A 17,574-nucleotide genomic window follows, 5' to 3' on the forward strand; every position below is an offset into this window, starting at 1 on the left:
ATGCTGTTTCAAAATTCCCCACATGTGCTGTCGGAAAATTCCCCAGCACGGATATGGTGATCAGCCATTGAGGTGATCGATAGCTCCATGCTTTGGGGGCCTACCGCGGCGCTTTGGCGCTGCCGGTGGCATCAGATTGGCGTGGGCCCGTGTATGCTCGGGGATCAGATCGGCATGCTGGCGCAGGCGATAGCTGGCACCTTCGATGTGGACGACGACAGCATGGTGAAGTAGCCGGTCGAGCAGCGCGGTGGCGACGACCGGGTCGCCGAAGACCTCGCCCCACTCGGCAAAACCGCGATTGGAGGTCAGGATCATCGCTCCCTTTTCGTAGCGGGCATTGACCAGCTGGAAGAAGAGGTTGGCACCACCTGGCGTGATTGGCAGGTAGCCAACTTCATCGACGATCAGCAGCGAAGCCCGCGTGTAGAAGCGAATTTTCTCGGCCAGACGCCCCTCGCGTTCGGCTCTGGTGAGCGCCTCGAGCAGTTCTGCCAGAGAGCAGCGATAGACGCTGCGTCCGGCCCTGACGGCGGCCACGCCGATGGCTGTGGCCAGATGGGATTTTCCGGTGCCTGGCGGGCCCAGAAAATGCAACACCTCGGCCCGATTGATGAACTCGAGCTGGGCCAGCGCGGTGATGCGATGCCTGTCGAGTGAAGGCTGGAACGAGAAGTCGAAGCTCTCGATAGTTTTGATCGGCATGAGGCGGGCGGTGCGCAGTGCTACGCTGATGCGCCGTCCCTCGCGCAGGTTCAGTTCTTCGGCCAGCAGATCGTCGATGGCCTCGATGGCGCTGATCTCGCCCTTTTCCAGCCTGCCCAGCGTGTGATCAAGCGTTTCGAGGGCGCGTGCCATATGGAGAGCCAGCAGGCTTTGTCGGATGCGTTCGGTGACAGACATCATGCGGTCCCTTTGGCATTGATGTTGGCCAGGCGTTCACCCACCGCGCCGTAGAAAGCCAGAGGACGCTGGAGGATCGGCACCGCCGGTGTCGTCGGCAACATCTCGGCGTGTTGAACCGGTGGGGCCTTGCGGTGGCCTGGCTCGATCCGCTTACGGTTTTTGCCTTCCAGCACGGGATGCCGGGCGATGAGTTTCCCTTCCTCGAAGATCAGGACTTCATGTGTATGGTGCTGGATCTCGACCACGCGACGGCGGGCAGTGTCAGGCACACTGTAATAATTGCCGGCCACCGCCACCATCCCCTCGCGGCTGATCCGCCGCTCGACGCTCAGAACAGCATCGTAGCGCAGGGCAGGCAATGGATGCAGATGGGGCTGCTCCTGTGCAAAATGCTCCTGCACGATCCGCCCGGTGGTGGCATGTGCCCGCGCGTTGGCGATATCCGCGCGCCAGACGTCGAACTGGGCGTTGAGGTCATCGAGATCATGGAAACTGCGGCCAAGGAAGAAGTCCTGACGGATGTAGCGGAAGGGTCGCTCGACCTTGCCCTTGGTCTTGGCGCGATAGGGCTGGCAGGCTCTGGGGGCGCTGCCATAATGGGCCAGAAGCGCCACCAGCGAGGCATTGTAGGTCACCACGCCCGCATCATCCTCACCGATGACAGCGGTCTTCATGCGATCGTAGAGAATTTCCGTGCAGCAGCCCGCCATCGCCTCGAAGGCGGCGATGTGGCAACGCATCACTGTTTCCAGACCCTGGTTCGGGCAGAAACGTCCCCACAGCCAGCGACTGTGCCCCAGCACCATGCTGAACAACCAGACCTTGCGCACGATGCCTGGCTCGCCGGTGAAGACTGTCTGGAATTCCGCAAAATCGACCTGCGCCTGAACGCCGGCTCCGGTCTCGAAGCGCCGCTCATAAGGCCTGGGCAGCGGGGGGCGGATTTGCCGGAGATATTCCGTCAGCGATGAATAGGCACCGTCATATCCCATGTCGCGAATTTCACGATGCAGCCTGCGCGATGAAAGTCCGGGATAACTTGCCATCCGCTCCAACAGATAGGTTCGATAAGGTTCTGCTGCGCTGGCCACCGGTTTACGCGGTGCATAGGCTGGAGTCTCCAGCCCATTGGCCAGATACTTCTTCACTGTCTTGCGATCGAGCCCTGTCTGGCGCGCGATGGCGCTGATGCTGAGCCCCTGTCTTTTGAGTTCCTGGATCAAAACGACCTCCCTGAGTCCTATCACCTGCTCGCCCTTCCTTTGGCATCAGCAGGGATAAATGTGCCGCGTGATCGTCATGGGGGCATGCCCCCATGACGATCACGCACAGTCCTCAAACTGGGGAATTTTCAACCAGCACATTTGGGGAGATTACAACCAGCACTCACAGGGTTGGGGTACCCTGTGAAGGGGTAAGGTTGTAAGGTGGTGAGATGAGCAGCTTCATCCCGTTTGACCGGTCTCAGCCGTATCTTCTGCCGCCTGATCTGAAGTCGTGGCTTCCGGCTGATGATATGGCGCATTTCGTTGTAGCCGCCGTTGAACGGGTTCCGATGAATGCGTTCTGCGTGCCAGTGCGCACGGGTGGCAAGGCACAGTACCATCCGCGTCTGATGCTGGCCCTTCTGATCTTCAGCTATGCGAACGGGCTGTTTTCCTCACGCCGGATCGAGCGGGCGACATATCGCGATATCGGGGTGCGCTTCGTGGCGGCGAACCTGCATCCGGATCATGATACGATTGCGACCTTCCGCCGGACGAACCGGACAGCCATTGAAGCTGCATTTGCGCAGGTCCTGCTTCTGGCGCGCGAGACGGGCCTGCTGCGTCTGGGCGTGGTGTCGATTGACGGCACGAAAATCGATGCCGACGCTTCGAAATACCGTTCCCTGCGCTACGACCGGATCAGGGCGCTGCGCGAACAGCTGGCGGTGGATATCGCGAAACTGATGGACCAGGCGGAGCACGCGGATGCCACAGACAGAGATCCGCAGGCCCTGCCAGAAGAGCTTGCCCGCCGGGAAGCGCTGAAAGCGAAGCTGGACGGAGCCTGCGCCCGGCTGGAAGCAGATGCGAAGGCGCAGGCCGAGGCGGCGCGACCGGCATACGAGAAAAAGAAGGCGGCGCATGACGCAAAAACAGGGCGTCGCGGCCGGGCGCCGAAACCGCCGGATGATGAACCACCACCCGACCGGCAGATCAGCCTGACCGATCCCGACAGTCGCCTCATGCGGCGTTCGGATGCCCACGAGTTCCGGCAGGCTTACAATGCCCAGGCCGTGGTCTGCGCCGAAGGCAGTCAGCTGATCGTGACAACCGGCGTTGTCGCCACGTCAGCGGACGCGCCGTCCTTTGCCAGCACCGTGCTGTCGATGGAACACACGATCGGTCTCCCGGAGACAGTGCTCGCCGACACCGGTTACGCCAGCGGGCAGGCGGTCCGGGAATTGCGGAAAAAGGGCATTGATCCGCTGGTCGCCATCGGACGGCCCTGTGCCCGCAGACCTTACGACTTCCGACCCCATCCCGAAGCAAAGGAGCCACGCCGGATAACTGAACCCTGGCGGCTTGCCATGAAGGACAGGCTGGAAACTACAGAAGCCGGAGATGTTTACAGACTACGCAAACAGACCGTGGAGCCGGTCTTTGGAATTATCAAAAGCATCATGGGCTTCAGAAGATTCAGCCTGCGCAGCCTTGCAAAAGTCACGACCGAATGGACCCTCGTTGCACTCGCATATAACTGCAAAAGAATGGCGCGGCTTCAGGCGGCATAAGCCGGGTCAGCCTCGGCGTTATCAGCCGCAAAATGCCCAACCCGACAGACTGTTAGATTATATTTCGACTTTTGAGCAGGTTGTCGGGCCGGGGTATCCGCCATTCCAATACATTCCGGTCAACGCCAAACATTATAAAGGTATTTAGGATTCAAAAATTGTTTTTACCTCAGTCGGAAATCTAGAAAGCAGGTCAGCCGCAATAATCGGCACACGTTCCGCGTCGATATGCTCACTGGCGTAGCAACGCGCCAGCAATTCGTCTCCTAAATAGGCGTCATATTTCGCTCGCTTCATATCCGGCACTAGTCGAGCTAAAATTTTCGCGTCCGGCACAGGTCCTTCTGCAATGATTTTTAGGGCGGCAATCAATTTGCTCCCATCCTTAGCAGGAACCGTGACCGCGATACCTTCCGAATTAGCCATTACGCCATGAGAGGCAAGCGCCAGCACGAAGGCCAGTTGTGCCCGATTGCCGACCCAAGGGAAAAGCAGGAGTTCGTCCTCATGTCGTCGCAGGCTCGCATGGCGCAGTCCAAGATGATCGAACGTCTCTCTGGCTTCAGTAAGAAACTCAAGTGCTGCCTTGTCGAGAAAGCGGGGAATAGCGATGTTCTCGTAAACCCTGCGCATCTCTGCCACGACTTCGTCAGCCGGGGGCAGGCCCTCGCCACCAAATTCAGGCGGCACGCCGCCATAAGCTCGTGTGACCAGAATTTCCCGGCGTCGATTGTCGATCTCGATTATCTGCCACCGCCGTCCAGCGAAGATAATGAGTTGTTCCGGCATCACGGGGTTATCGACCGGCAGCGTACCGAGGTTCCGTCCGCGATCCGTGATAACCTTGAACTCGTCAGGCGTCATGAATACGGCGTAGAACCCACGGTCATTGATGACCCGCTCACCTTCTTCGCCTGGCAAAAGCGTCCCGTCTGGCGCCTGCTCAATAAGCTGGACTTCCGGATGCTTCATTCGCCGCAGCACATCAATGTAGAGGGCCTGATCAATTTCAGGAAATACCCGACTCTCGATCAAGTGGTTCCAGCCCTGTTTGACTGTCAGACCACCGTGTTGAGCGATCAGGGCCAGAATTTGCTGTATCAGCGTGGAGAGGTGGAGCCGCCCAATTTGAGGCGGTTCATTCCAGCGCCTCAGCATGAGATTGAGCATGGCTATGGTCTGCACCGTGCTTGGCCGCATAGCATCAATGGGATGGATGCGCTCGTCGATCGCCATCTCGGTGGTGTAAACCCGCATTACCGAGGATTGTCCTGCACGACGACCGGAACGTCCTAGTCGCTGGCGCATGCCTGAAACAGTATGTCCCGGCCCGATTTGGCTTACAGCATCAATGTGGCCAATATCGATGCCCAGTTCGAGGGTCGTGGTTGCGACAATGGAACCTGGTCGATCTTCTTCTTTCAGCCTTCGTTCAGCTTCCTCACGGTGCTCACGCGACAAACTGCCATGATGAGCGAAAAACTCCTCCGGCACGCCCAATGTCTCGCAAAGGCCACGTAACCTTGCGGTATAAAGTTCAACATTCCGTCGTGAGCCGGCAAAGATCAAACTCCGATGCCCCCGGAGCGTGTTGAAGATGTGTGTTGCAATCTCCATGTCTGCCGTGCGCTCGGCGACCTCGCCCTTGTCTGAATTGTCGCCCCGTTGCTTCAGGCGCGGCTGTATATAGCCGCGAAGCTGGAGCTTCAGGGGTTGGCTGCCCATTTCAGATTCCAGTATCTCCACGCCATCCGCATTCAATGCCCGTAGGAAAGCCGCAGAGGTTCTCATGTCGGCCAGGGTGGCCGAAAGGCCTACGCGAACTACCCGATGTCCGGCGGCGATCTCGATACGATTGAGCAGCGATTGAAGTTGGCGTCCGCGCTCTGCATCCATAAAGGCATGCATTTCGTCAACCACGATGTAACTTAGCGCAGCGAACAGACGCTTCGCCTCATTTCCCCGTCGAACAAGGATGGCCTCCAGACTTTCTGGCGTGGTCAGCAATATCCCTTGGGGCCGCTTGCGTGCACGCTCCTTGATGCTGCTGGCTACATCCCCATGCCATTTCCAGACTGGAATTTCCACTTCTTCGCAAAGTGTCTCCATGCGACCAAACTGATCGTTGATCAGTGCGCGCAAAGGACTGATATAAATGGCCTCGAAGCCGGCACCGGGTTTGCGTTCATCTGCTGCCAGTCGCGAAACAATTGGCAAGAAGGCCGCCTCGGTCTTTCCGCTTGCGGTCCCGGCCGCGATGATGAGATCCTGCTGTCCTTCCAGAAGGACGGGAATGGATCGTTCCTGAATATCACGAAGCTCTGTCCATCCCTGACGCCAGATCCAGCGCCGGATTTGCTCGTGCAACAGATCGAAAGCCGTCGATGCACCCTTACCGGAAGTTTGCCCGAGTGGGTCGGGCGGCGCGTCGTTCAAAGCTTGAAGTCCGCCAGATCATCATCGGGAGAGGCCTGAGCGGAGCCGATCGTCGAAGAGCCTGCCCCACCAGGCGTATCTTTATTGTCGACCTCGACAATATCGCCACCCGCCAAGGGCGTATCAGGCGCGACTTCAGCCTGGTCCACCAGATCCTGCCACTGCGCCTGTGAATTCTGTTCCAGGATGGCAAGCAGGTCGAGAAAAGCCTTGATGGTGTTACGCGGTGTACGGAAATAAGCCTCGCCAATCCTCTGGTTGCAATGAGTCATGAAGGCTTTGAAAACCTCATCCGGCACCAGATAACGATTCTGGTCACCATAGGCAAAGACGTGCCGTAACCTGCCAAGCAGAATGTAGAGGTCTTCGGGTGTCAGGCTCTGAAGCCGGATGACCGGGCCGGAAAGATCAACCAGACCATTTCGGGCAAAGCTGTTTTCAGCCAAACGGGATCGCAACGCTTCGTAAGAGTAAAGGCCCCGGCGGCTGTCCATCAGGAATTCGGGGGTGCCCCCGAAATAGACGCCGAGGGATTCAGCCGAACCTTGAAGCACATCATTCACGATACGGAGAATCTGCTCGTAGTTCGCATTGCGCGACTGGGCGCTGACCAGCTTGAAGAGGTTTACGCATTCATCGAACATGACCAGAAAGCCGGAATAGCCTGCCAGGGTCACGAAGCGGCTCATGACTTTCAGGTAATCGTAAACCGAGGCATCATCGATGATAGAGCGTACGCCGAGCGCCTCCCGGGCCTCGGTTTTGAGCGTGTATTCGCCACGGAGCCAGCGCAGTGCCGCAGCCTTTCCGCTCTCGCTACCTTCTTCGAAAGCTCGCCAGTAGCATTCGATGACGGTTGCAAAGTCATAGCCGGAAACGAGTTCCTGAATGGGAAGCAGTCTTTTTTGGATAACGTCTCCAACCTTGCGACCCGAAGCCTTGGCAGCAGCCTGTGTCTCTATGATGAAACGTTCGACTACGCTTGCAAGCGCTCCACCATCCTGCTTGGTGCGGGTGGCCATGTTACGCATGAGTTCTGCGTAAAGGCTGCGAGCCTGGCCGCCGCTGGCATGCAGGCGACGATCAGGCGATAAATCTGCATGCGCCACGACCAGCTTGCTTTGCATGGCAATGGAGCGCGCCAGATTAAGGAAAAAAGTCTTGCCTGCACCGTAGTCGCCAATGATGAAACGAACAGCAGAACCACCGTCCGCGATGCGTTTGACGTCCAGCACCACCTGGTTGACTTCGCCCGCGCGACCGACCTGCACTAATTGGATGCCTGACCGTGGCACGACACCTGCGCGAAGCGCCTGAATGACGCTATCGCGGTCTCTGGGCCTGATTTTCTCCGCAGTGCGCGCCCCGTCTGAGGTTGCAATACCAAGGTTGGTCATGATGCTGCTCCCGGCGCGTCAGCAAGGAGCGCCATATTGATGATCAAAGGGTCGCCGTCCTCAATGAGTTCTTCATCGAAAGTATCATAGGCCCATTCGTTGATGGCTTCGAGTGCGCCATCTGGCATCAACCCGAGTTCGTGTGCCTTGGCCTCAAATCCGGAGCGTGTCCACTCCTTTTGGTTGACCAGGATCTCAAGCAGTCGCGTCTGCTCCGCACCAAGTCCGGCGAAGCGCGTTGCCTGTTCCAAAGTGGGTGCAACGACTGCCGGACTTGGAATTTCAGAAGTCTCGTCCTCATAGATTGGTGCCAGGATTTTCTCGACCGCCCTCGTTTCGCGCAGGATGGTGCCGACCTTCCCCATATCAATGATGATACCGTCAGCAGGTTTCGCTTTCGAAGGCGGTGCTGGAATTCGATGGCCGCCTCCCTGTGACCTGCCATCCTCGACCACGATCGGTTCCGCGGTATAGGATGCCCTGGCAGCCGTAACCCGATGCAAGGTGGCGTAGAGTTCCCGTCGATCGAGACCACAGGCTTCGTAAAGCCGCTCAAGAGCCACCATCATGCCTTGGTCGGTTTCACCTGTCATTACAGTGACAGAAGCTGCCAGCGTGGCGACTATGGTTTGTTGCCCGGACTCCAGACTATCAACGATGGCTTTGAGGCGGCCAGGCGTTGGCAAGCGCGGCGGAAGCAGGCGCAGGCGGGCTATCAGCCGTTTTGTTTCAGGCGGGGTAAGCTGCAGGTGTGTGGTGAGATCGTTGACCAGATTTGTACCCAAGGTCAGGTTTTTTGCTGCCGGGCCGATGGCGGTCATGACCACGGCAGCGATGCGGAAGTTGTCACCGACGGGTATCAGGGAATCCTGGGCGTCGCCAGCGTAGAATAAGATTATATTCTCGCCTGGCTTGTTCCCACCATAGGTTGGATCCGGTTCCATGCCGTAACCTAGGCGTGCCAGCATGGCGGACATGTCGCGCGCTTGCCGCAGACCCGTGGCCCCCTTGCCAGAACCAAAGCATCGCAGACCCAGTTCCTTAAGCGGCACATCGGCAACAGGCCGGGGCAGATCGTCCAGCCAGGCTCTGAAAGCACGAACGGTTTCTCTTTCCCCAAGTTCTACGGGCAGCATCAAGGCGGCAGCCATACTGTCGACACGTTCACGTTCCTTGCCGATGACCTTGGCAAATGGAGTCAGATCCTCACGGGCCCCTTCGCAGAGCTTGATCATTTTGGTCCATGTCAATTGCGCTGGATCAGGAAGGCGATCGAAGCCATCAAACTTGATCGAGACATGGAGATACTGACTTGCCGCTCGATAGCTCAGATCAAGTCGGCTCTTTTTTTTATCTTTGAGCCGCACACCGTCAGGAAATTTCTTATTAAAACGATGTCGCGTGAGTTCAATGAACTCCGGACGCGCTCGTGTCATTGCCATGCGTGGCCATAAACCGGTTAAGTGAGAGGGCAAAGACAGAATACCTGCCATGGCGAGATCGAAGTCGAGCGGAATGCCTTGCAACGCATGCAGACTTAATTTGACCCGAAGTAAGGGAGACATGTGGTCTCCCAAAGCTGAGACATCCGGTTTCCATGCCCCCAATCTTTGCATATCGGTCAAGGTTTGTCGCATTTCAATGAAATTGAGCAGTTCAGTGCTGTAGTTTGCAAAAGAACCATTATGTTCGAAGAGGCTGCGCAGGCGTTCTACTTCGGCCATCAACAACGCCTCTTCAGCCATTGAAGGCGTATCGGCTACCAAGCGACGTTCAAGCCCATAAAAATAAAGGAAGGGATAGCCCATTGGGTAGCTCGTGTCGGATTTTCCGCTCGCCAGCCAATGCAGGTAAGCCAATCGTTGATTGGGCGTGATGTCAGTATATGAGGACCAATAACCCAGATCCAGGTTCGTTTGCGGCACTCTGGCCGCGATCTTGAGCGATGGTCTGATAAGGCAGGGCGCTGGAGTGTCGGCACGCCAGCCTCCATCCGGCGCTGCAGACAAAAAGTTGCCGACATAGACCATGCCATCAGTTATCTCGAAGCCATGGATCGTGACTTTTTCACCGGGAGGGACCCAGTGCGCATCGTTCTTCTTGTGGCTCCGGGATTGTCCATGCAATACTAATTTCGCCTCATCATTGGGAAATATATGTTGGGCATGGGATGAGGAAGCGTGCGTAGATGACGAGGCAGTAGTCTCTTTCCTGGTCGCCACATTGGTCGTATCCGGAATTTCAGATCCGCTGAAAATACGCTTTAGCCAAGAAAACATAATATGCTCACCGAATGCTCGCCAATTCTTTCAAATAATAGACATTGTTCTTCCGATGCAGCAACTCTCCTCTGTGGCGAATGGACATCGATACAGATCCTCGGCTGTTCTGTTCACATTCTCAGGAACAACGGATTATTTTAATAGAATAGTAATCCATTTGTCCGTCTTCTGAAAGAAAGGTGGCATGCTCAGCTTGCGCCTGCGCCATTAGAAGATGGTCAAACGGATCACGATGATGCATAGGCAAAGACATAAGAATCTTCAGATGCTCGGGCTGTATTTGCAGCAGAGAGAAGCCTTCGCCAGGAATTGCTGCCAGAATATCGTTTATATCCGCATCCAGTTTTCCGATACGGATTTTGATTGCAATCTCCCATAATGACACGACACTCACCAGAATATCATGGGCCGGATCCGCAATGATTTCCCGTGCATTATCTCCTAGCCGATCAGAATCCGAAAGCCACCAGAGCAACGCATGCGTATCGAGCAGAACCTTCACAGGTCGCGTTCCATGCTTTCAAGAACGTCCGGCGGTGTCTGATCAAAATCTTCGCTCATCCTGATTCGCCCTCGAAGGACTCCTGGCTGACGACGGGGACGATAGGAAGGAGCAGGCGGCCGCAGTTCAGCCACGACCTGGTCGTGAGATGTAACAAGGATCGTGCTGCCTTGTCTGACCTGACGCAGATAAACTGTCAGGTTTCCTCGAAATTCTCGAACACCGATTTTCTGTGGGGATGGTGCGTTATCTGAAAGATGCTGGCTCATTGTCTCCTCCCTCTGTGTCATCATAACATGTACACACAGCGAGGAGGTAGAGAATTCCTGAGATATATTCGATTTCAAAGATCAGTGGCTTCCGGACAGTGCCAGAGCAGCCGTTATATTCTCAACTCCGGCCGCGAACTCGGCCGGAGCGTTCGCCCTCCAATGACGTCTCCACCACCAGCGTCCGGCATTCATGCGTGTAAACCAGACGGGTCTGCTGGGCTCTCTGGCAGGCGCTTCGGTTCGGAAAAGGCCGTGAGAGGCACCAGGCAGTGATGCGCCACACCTTCACAACGCTTCCGTCAGGTCGAAGTGGGATTGCGGATATTATTGGTCACGCCTCGATCGACCCTGTGGGCTTTCAGGTATCCCGGCGGCGTGGGCATGCTCCACCGGGCCATGATCAGGTCGCGACCATCCGGCGTATTCCGCGCGATGGGCACCATGATGTTGGGCGTTACAACAGACTATTCAGGCGTCTCCGGGCAGGGGGTATCGCGATGGTGGTGAGACGCTGATGCTGGTATCCTCCTATTCCCTATTTTGGGGATACGTAATTGTATGGCCCCCTTATATGTCGATATGAAAGAACCTGTTATCTCTTGGGGAAGCAGGTTGTGGACTATTTTACTGCGTTGCGCGTTTTCCTTCGTTCTGCCCAGATAGGAAGCTTCTCTGGGGTTGCTGCTGAACAGGGCATGGAGGTATCAACGGTATCACGCCATATCTCCCGGCTGGAGGCAGACCTCGACGTCGCGCTATTCAACCGTACGACACGTGGTCTTCACCTGACCGAGGCCGGCGCCTTGTTGCAGGAACGGGCCAGTCGTATCCTTGGTGACCTAGATATCGCCCGCGAAGAAGTAACCTTACACAATTCTTCGCCGCGAGGCATATTACGCATAAATGTCCCTGCCGCTTTCGGCCGACGGCATGTGATGCCACATATGTCGGCCTTTCTGACATCGTTCCCGGAAATCCGCATTGACGCAACATTAACGGATGCCACGGTTGATCTAATAGAAAGCGGTACCGATGTTGCGATCCGTATTGGTGCGCTCCCTGATTCTACCCTTGTCGCAAAGCGGCTGGCTGGTCAGTCACGAATTCTTGTCGCTGCCCCTGGTTATATAAAACGCGCAGGTCTGCCTGTCTGTCCTGGGGATCTGACAAATCATAGTTGCCTGTTTTTTACCGTCCAGGCAGGAAGTGCATGGTATTTTAGGCCTTGTGGCAAGCCAGAGGCTCAGTTCGAAAAGCTGTCCGTGAGCGGGGCTGTGAAAGCAAATGATTCCGAAGCTCTTCTTGAAGCGACTTTGAGCGAGATTGGTCTGGCACTTTTGCCAAGTTGGTTGATTGGGGAAGACATAAAAGCAGGAAAACTCGTACGGGTTCTCGAGCAATTCGAGTGGGTTCTAGCCCCGGGAGCGGAACGGGCCATCTGGGCAGTTTATCCCCCAAGAAAGTTGTTGCGCCAAAAGTAAAAAGTTTCATTAATTTCATGGCGCGCCAACTTAAAGACTCTCTCGGGTGATATGGGTATTACTGGGCGGCACCCAATACTCGGAACCGCCCAGTCGGTCAGCACTAGCTTACTTTTGCAGCATCTCCCCCGGTAACTGCCATTTCTGCGCCGGTCACAAGTGCGGCTGCGTCCGATGCCAAAAATACGGCCATAGGCGAGATATCTTCAGGCTGGAGCCAGCCTACGCCAAGGGGAACGGTCGGCGCACGGGCGTCCCATGTTTCCTGAGCGGTAGGATACGCCGAAACTGCCTTATTTGACTGCGCTATCGCGGCCCGGAATCTTTGTTCGTTATAAGTGAGCGCAGTTCCAACCAGGCCCGGAAGAATAGCATTGCATGTTATATTGTAACGCCCAAGCTCCAGTGCCGCCGACTTCATCAGGCCAAGGATACCCCACTTATACTACGGGCTATCACCTTTGACCTATATGAGCCCATTTTCTGAGGCCGATGGATCGGATGGTCTGTGGCAGGGCGGTGAGGTTGTTCCATGCGGTGCATGCGGCTTCGATGATGTGTTCGATGCCGCTGAACACGGTGTTGGACAGCCAGTTGGCGCGTAGGAACTGCCAGATATTCTCGACCGGGTTCAGTTCGGGCGCGCGGGACGGCAGGAAGATCAGGCTGACGTTGCGCGGCAGTCTGAGTTTGGGTGTCGTATGCCAGCCGGCACGATCGAGCAGGACGACGGCATGCGCTCCGCGTGCGACGCAGCGTGAGATTTCCTCGATATGCAGTTGCATGCTGGCCGTGCCGGTAAACGGCAACACCAGGCCTGCCGCCTTGCCGAGTGCGGGGCAGATGGCGCCGAACAGCCAGGCATTCTCATAGCGTTGATCGGCAGGCTGGCGTGGTCGGGTGCCACGCCGCGCCCATTGCCGGACAAGACCGTTTTTCTGCCCGATGCGGGCCTCGTCCTGCCACCAGAGTTCAATCCGCCTGCCTCTGGGCAGATGCCCGGTGTGGGCGCTCAGGATCGTGGGGAAGTTTTTTTAAACGCGTCCATGACGGACGGATCCTGTCCGGGGTGACGCGGACGCGCGCTGACGTGGCTGAACCCAAGCCGCTTCAACAGGGCGGAGACATGGCGTTCGTGATAGGAGACGCCAAAACGCTCTTCGATGACCCGCTGAAGATCGACCCGACGCCAGCGCACCACGCCGTCCCGGGCACGGTCAGGCCCTGTCGTGACCAGCGCCGATAATTCTGCCAGTTGGTCCGCTGTCAGGCGGCAGACCGACCCGTTGCGCCACTGATCGTGCAAGCCATCCGGCCCCGCAGCATTGAACCGGTGCACCCAGTCCCGCAGGGTTTGCCGGTCCATCCCGCCGATCCGCGCCGCTTCGCCCCGGCTGGCACCGTCGCGCACCGCAGCCAGAGACAAAAGGCGCCGTGCAACATTCGCATCCCGCGTACGAGAGGCCAGACGCCGTAACGCAGAAGCCGTATAATCCGTCCGTAAGGCAATCGCACCAGCCATTCCCGATCCTCCCTCTCACGACAGAATCAGAACAGGCCCTTCGCGTCACTTCACAGATGAGTCAGAGACAGTAGCCCTTGGTATTAGACGCCGAGTAGGATGCACCGCTCATCGTGCCCATCCGGCCTTGCATGGAAGAAAGAAGAATCAGTCGTCCATATTTCCGTGCCACCATTTTTGGTGCGAACGCACGCACGGTATTGGCCGTACCGGTAAGGTTGTTCTGGATTTGATCCTCCCAGTCGTTGTCATCCATTTCAAGCAGGGGTTTCCACCCCTGGATAGCCGCATTCGCGACGACGCAGTCGATTTTTCCGTAGGTCCGTTCAATATGGTCGGCCGCCGAGCGGAGTTGCTTGATCTTACGAATGTCGGCAACGATCGCCTCGCCCCGGCGCCCATAAGCGCGAATCTGCGCTACCGTTTCCTCCAGTTCGGTTTTTGTTGCGGGGGCAGCATCGGCTGTCGGGCTCACTGGCCCCGCGATATCCAGTGCGATGACGTCTGCGCCATTGGCTGCGAACTCAACTGCGATGGCGCGACCTATACCGCGAGCTGCGCCTGTAACGACGGCAACTTTGCCGGTCAGGTTTGTGCCGCGAGCCGGTTTTATCGGCCCTGCCGTTTTTTCAGGCGGCGGGACAGGGTAGGGCCCGCTGACCGGTTCCGCGACCGGGCGTTCGGATGCTGAAGCTGTATTGAGTGTAGATGCTGCCAGTCCGACTGCCGCGACGCCGCCGCCAAGCGCGAGGATGGAGCGACGGGCCGGGCTGCTCAGCGGATCATTCTGGTTTTGAATAGGCATCAAATTATTTCCTTTCGGGCAAGTTACGGCTGGAAGTTGGCCGTCTGTAACTAGAAGAGGTCAGAAAGTCCGGGATCTGAAGGCAGCCCGGCGTCCCGGGACGCAAGGAGCCCCAGGGCTGACCAATCGAGCGTTTCCCAACCTCGTGCCATCATTGCGACCATGCGGTCTCGCACGAGGCTTGCAAAAGGCATGGGGGTTGTGGCGTGTTCGGCCTCGGTTAAGGCGAGGCGCATATCCTTGAGCGCCAGCGGTACGACCATTCCGGCGGGACGGTAGCGTTCGTGCAGGATTTTTCCGCCGTAGGCCTTATGGACTTTCGAATCAAAAAGTGAGTTCGTCAGAACGTCGAAACCGAGTTCAGCGGAAATGCCGCCCTTGCGGAGAAGTGCCAGGGTTTCTCCCATGCTTTCCAAAGTAGTTGCAATCATCACGTTTGCAGCCAATTTCATCAGGTTGGCATGACCAGGGTCATCCCCCATCAGGAAGATATGCTGACCCAGGTTTTGTATGACAGGAACTGCCGAGGCGACGTGATCGGCAGGGCCTGCGACCATGAAGAACACTTTCCGCGCCTTCGCGAGGTCAGGATTGCCAAGCACGGGAGAGGCAACGTAACCCTGACCACTACTTTGATGCAGGCCCGCCAGATGCCTTGCGATCGTGGGACTGACCGTGCTCGTCGAGACGTGAACAGCCCCTTTCTTCATGACGGTGATCAGGCCGGAATGGCCTTCGGTCACAGAAGAGAGAGCAGCGTCGTTAGGCAACGAAGAGAAGATAATGTCGCACTGAGACAGTCCGGCAAGGGAGTCAACCGGTTGTGCACCTGCGCATGCGTCCCGTTTGGTTGCATTGCGATCGAAAACAACCGTCTGGTAGCCGCAACTCACCAGATTCTGGGCAAACGCGGAACCCATATGGCCTAATCCCACAAGGCCGACGCGCGGGCGTGGAGAGCCGGTCCGGGGCACGTCCGTCTGGCTCGGCGAAACAGTTGACTGCGCAGACTGATTCACTTGATTCTCCTGTCGTTCATAGACGAACCTCACTGACATGTAGGCTCGCATCGACCTCTGGATTCCGGATTGGAGGGGTCGGTAGGCGAGATCGCATAGCGTGGAAGTTCACTGACTCTCCGGTAGGACGGATGGCGCGTCGCCACCATGTCAATTTTGGCAAAAGTCATTTGCCGCGCCTTAGGTAGCGGGAGCAATGCCAGGCCGGTTATCCAGAGCATCGCGTGCCCTTATCTGGCTCCGCGACAGAATGGAGAGCAAAAATGGATAGTCTGGTGATTGATCCCGGGACCGACGCGCGTGATACCGTCGCCCAGGGACAGTTCTATGAATATAGCAAGGCCGCCAATCCGATCCGGCCGACCTTGACGCCGCGTGTTCCCTACCACTTCTTTTCTCCATCGCTGTATGCGGGCGGAGAAAGTCGGATCGTTCCCCTTGATCTGAGCACAGCTTTGAAGTGTCCGGGCCCGGCAACAGGCCCCGGCCTGCTGGCAAGTTTTGTCCGCATCAACGCAGGCGATACGATCGAAATGGAGCCGAATGCGACATCGATCGTGTTCTATGTCATCCGTGGCCAGGGACGCGCCGTCAACGGCGATGTTGCGTTCGAGTGGAGCCATGGCGACTTCTTCGCTGTTCCCGCCATTGACGGCGCCACGCTTACGGCCTCGTCTGACGCTGCGCTTTATGCAGTACACGATGCGCCGCTGCTGACCTATCTTGGTGCGCGCGTTGAGACGGCCCGGTTCCGCCCTGTTCTATTTCGATCCGCGGATGCGAACCGAGAACTTGACCGGGTGAGGCGCTCACCAGCGGCTGCGGAGCGGAGCCGTATCAGTGTGCTGCTGGCTGCTGAAGAGTTTCCATTGACGCGGACTGTTACGCATACCCTTTGGGCTATGTATGGGACGATTGGTGCGGGTACCGAACAGAAGCCGCACCGCCATCAGTCGATTGCTTTGGATTATATCGTCGAGTGTGAGCCGGGCTGCTATTCCCTGGTTGGCACCGAGCTCGACGAAAACGGCCAGATCAAGGACCCCACGCGGGTAGACTGGGAATCAGGATGCGTTTTTGTGACCCCGCCGGGCTACTGGCACGCGCACTTCAATGAATCCGGTGCTGAGGCCCGATTGATTCCAATACAGGACGCCGGCCTGCAGACGTATCTCCGCACGCTGGATATCCGGTTCGCCTGAGGCCTGGAATGCGCAAGGAAGTCACACATTTTATTGCGCATCTTTCTGACTTCTTCAGCGGGAGGGTCTCAGGTCAACGCTGTTGCGCTCTCCCGTCCGTCATCTCCGCTGCAGTGTCCTCTCTATGAGCACCTGGTGTAATCGGAGTTGGCAACACGATTGGCATCGCTGAGACAGGGAGAATATTGAGATTGCGGCGCCAGATCTTAAGACATCTGCTTGACTGGTCGGGTCGTATGAAAATGAAAACGGATATGAAAGCCTTCGGGATATTGAGTCTGGTTGTGTTGCTGGCCGGCTGCACATGGCCTGCGGATGTCGATCAGGCCTATGATCGATGCTTGGTACAAAATCATTTCAAGCGTCTTTCATCCGACGAATTTCATGCGCAGTCGTGGTCCAAGTCTATCGAACCCAATACATTGCAGATGATGATGCTGAACGGGACTCCGGCTTACGTGTTTTATGATACTCACGTCTATCACTGTGCTTTTGTTGGTGACAATTCGAGCTATCTTCAGGTGCAGGATTTTGCCCGTGCAGAAATGGCAAATATCCAGCCAGATTCCACGTATGTTCAGTAGTGATATTACTATCCGGGAAATGTCCTGCCACGCTCTGCCCGGTTCGCGTTAATCCAATATGATACCGTCTCGCATGGCGATATCGCTATGCTCGGGCATACTCGAGGTAATAATAGAGATACTGACACGAACGTATTGCTGGCGTTGGTTCATTTCCAAATAAAGAATCCTAGTCGTTTGTTGCGTCGTGCACGGAGCCTACGCTGTGCGGTTGACTGGCAGGTTCCAGGCGGGATCATGCAGATGACTGATATTTGTCTTCCGACGTGCCCTGAGAGTTTAAAGCACACAAAACCAGCCACCATCTCTTAAGGGAACTCCAGGATTAGTCTCACATCGCAATACGTTACGGCCATCACGCCAGCATTTTTTCCGGCCATGCGTCTC

Annotated in this window: 13 protein-coding genes and 3 pseudogenes; 4 read left to right on the plus strand and 12 right to left on the minus strand. The window is 56.8% G+C overall.

The window, feature by feature from the left end; all coding sequences use genetic code 11:
- Window positions 1–60: 60 nt before the first annotated feature.
- The gene (istB, locus tag FMA36_RS18205) at window positions 61–906 is read right to left on the minus strand and encodes an IS21-like element helper ATPase IstB (RefSeq protein WP_159264368.1); all 846 of its coding nucleotides are present in this window, start codon (window positions 904–906) and stop codon (window positions 61–63) included.
- Window positions 903–2,153, minus strand: coding sequence for an IS21 family transposase (istA, locus tag FMA36_RS18210; protein WP_007396168.1), 1,251 nt, complete (start codon window positions 2,151–2,153; stop codon window positions 903–905). The genes istB and istA overlap by 4 nt, the downstream gene beginning before the upstream one ends.
- A gap of 188 nt (window positions 2,154–2,341) precedes the next feature.
- On the opposite strand from istA, the gene FMA36_RS18215 reads away from it, so the two are divergent.
- Window positions 2,342–3,685, plus strand: a complete 1,344-nt coding sequence (locus FMA36_RS18215; RefSeq protein WP_159264370.1) for an IS1182 family transposase — start codon at window positions 2,342–2,344, stop codon at window positions 3,683–3,685.
- 144 nt (window positions 3,686–3,829) lie between these two features.
- Here FMA36_RS18215 and FMA36_RS18220 read toward each other — a convergent pair whose 3' ends face one another.
- The 6 genes and pseudogenes from FMA36_RS18220 to FMA36_RS19635 form a co-directional block, all read right to left on the minus strand.
- Window positions 3,830–6,121, minus strand: a complete 2,292-nt coding sequence (locus FMA36_RS18220) for a DEAD/DEAH box helicase (protein ID WP_159264372.1) — start codon at window positions 6,119–6,121, stop codon at window positions 3,830–3,832.
- Window positions 6,118–7,518 (minus strand): ATP-binding protein, encoded by a 1,401-nt coding sequence (locus FMA36_RS18225; protein ID WP_159264374.1) that lies wholly within the window; start codon window positions 7,516–7,518, stop codon window positions 6,118–6,120. The genes FMA36_RS18220 and FMA36_RS18225 overlap by 4 nt, the downstream gene beginning before the upstream one ends.
- Window positions 7,515–9,797 carry a TerB N- and C- terminal domain-containing protein gene (locus FMA36_RS18230; protein ID WP_159264376.1) on the minus strand — a complete coding sequence of 761 codons (2,283 nt, stop codon included), beginning with the start codon at window positions 9,795–9,797 and terminating at the stop codon, window positions 7,515–7,517. The genes FMA36_RS18225 and FMA36_RS18230 overlap by 4 nt, the downstream gene beginning before the upstream one ends.
- Before the next feature lie 121 nt (window positions 9,798–9,918).
- Window positions 9,919–10,302, minus strand: coding sequence for a type II toxin-antitoxin system VapC family toxin (locus FMA36_RS18235; protein ID WP_010516112.1), 384 nt, complete (start codon window positions 10,300–10,302; stop codon window positions 9,919–9,921).
- Window positions 10,299–10,595: a type II toxin-antitoxin system Phd/YefM family antitoxin gene (locus FMA36_RS18240; RefSeq protein ID WP_081500394.1), complete on the minus strand. Its 297-nt coding sequence runs from the start codon at window positions 10,593–10,595 to the stop codon at window positions 10,299–10,301. The genes FMA36_RS18235 and FMA36_RS18240 overlap by 4 nt, the downstream gene beginning before the upstream one ends.
- Before the next feature lie 171 nt (window positions 10,596–10,766).
- Window positions 10,767–11,032, minus strand: a pseudogene (locus FMA36_RS19635) (SOS response-associated peptidase); the annotation flags it as partial.
- Window positions 11,033–11,188: 156 nt separating this feature from the next.
- On the opposite strand from FMA36_RS19635, the gene FMA36_RS18245 reads away from it, so the two are divergent.
- Window positions 11,189–12,055 carry a LysR family transcriptional regulator gene (locus tag FMA36_RS18245; RefSeq protein WP_240906634.1) on the plus strand — a complete coding sequence of 289 codons (867 nt, stop codon included), beginning with the start codon at window positions 11,189–11,191 and terminating at the stop codon, window positions 12,053–12,055.
- Window positions 12,056–12,158: 103 nt separating this feature from the next.
- Here the strand turns inward: FMA36_RS18245 and FMA36_RS18250 are convergent.
- The 4 genes and pseudogenes from FMA36_RS18250 to FMA36_RS18265 all read right to left on the minus strand — a co-directional run.
- Window positions 12,159–12,497: pseudogene (locus FMA36_RS18250) on the minus strand (SDR family oxidoreductase); the annotation flags it as partial.
- A gap of 13 nt (window positions 12,498–12,510) precedes the next feature.
- A protein-coding gene (locus tag FMA36_RS18255; protein WP_110571345.1) for an IS630 family transposase occupies window positions 12,511–13,577 on the minus strand; the annotation gives its coding sequence in 2 pieces (ribosomal slippage) (window positions 12,511–13,091 and window positions 13,091–13,577; 1,068 coding nt in all).
- A gap of 85 nt (window positions 13,578–13,662) precedes the next feature.
- Window positions 13,663–14,382, minus strand: a pseudogene (locus FMA36_RS18260) (SDR family NAD(P)-dependent oxidoreductase); the annotation flags it as partial.
- Between the two features lie 50 nt (window positions 14,383–14,432).
- Window positions 14,433–15,452, minus strand: coding sequence for an NAD(P)-dependent oxidoreductase (locus FMA36_RS18265; protein WP_159264378.1), 1,020 nt, complete (start codon window positions 15,450–15,452; stop codon window positions 14,433–14,435).
- A gap of 212 nt (window positions 15,453–15,664) precedes the next feature.
- On the opposite strand from FMA36_RS18265, the gene FMA36_RS18270 reads away from it, so the two are divergent.
- Together FMA36_RS18270 and FMA36_RS18275 are read left to right on the plus strand one after the other, a co-directional pair.
- Entirely contained in the window at window positions 15,665–16,603 is a 939-nt protein-coding gene (locus FMA36_RS18270; protein WP_159264380.1) for a cupin domain-containing protein, read from the plus strand.
- 191 nt (window positions 16,604–16,794) lie between these two features.
- The gene (locus FMA36_RS18275; protein WP_240906635.1) at window positions 16,795–17,187 is read left to right on the plus strand and encodes a hypothetical protein; all 393 of its coding nucleotides are present in this window, start codon (window positions 16,795–16,797) and stop codon (window positions 17,185–17,187) included.
- The last annotated feature ends 387 nt before the right edge of the window (window positions 17,188–17,574 follow it).

It is taken from the genome of Komagataeibacter xylinus, from assembly GCF_009834365.1.
GTDB lineage: Bacteria > Pseudomonadota > Alphaproteobacteria > Acetobacterales > Acetobacteraceae > Komagataeibacter > Komagataeibacter xylinus_D.

Bases quoted from the DNA above. Each gene is read 5' to 3' on its own strand.
- FMA36_RS18240 (WP_081500394.1), bottom strand. From the start codon at position 10,595: ATGATGACACAGAGGGAGGAGACAATGAGCCAGCATCTTTCAGATAAC.
- FMA36_RS18230 (WP_159264376.1), bottom strand. From the start codon at position 9,797: ATGTTTTCTTGGCTAAAGCGTATTTTCAGCGGATCTGAAATTCCGGAT.
- istB (WP_159264368.1), bottom strand. From the start codon at position 906: ATGATGTCTGTCACCGAACGCATCCGACAAAGCCTGCTGGCTCTCCAT.
- FMA36_RS18215 (WP_159264370.1), top strand. From the start codon at position 2,342: ATGAGCAGCTTCATCCCGTTTGACCGGTCTCAGCCGTATCTTCTGCCG.
- FMA36_RS18270 (WP_159264380.1), top strand. From the start codon at position 15,665: ATGGATAGTCTGGTGATTGATCCCGGGACCGACGCGCGTGATACCGTC.
- FMA36_RS18265 (WP_159264378.1), bottom strand. From the start codon at position 15,452: ATGCGAGCCTACATGTCAGTGAGGTTCGTCTATGAACGACAGGAGAAT.
- FMA36_RS18225 (WP_159264374.1), bottom strand. From the start codon at position 7,518: ATGACCAACCTTGGTATTGCAACCTCAGACGGGGCGCGCACTGCGGAG.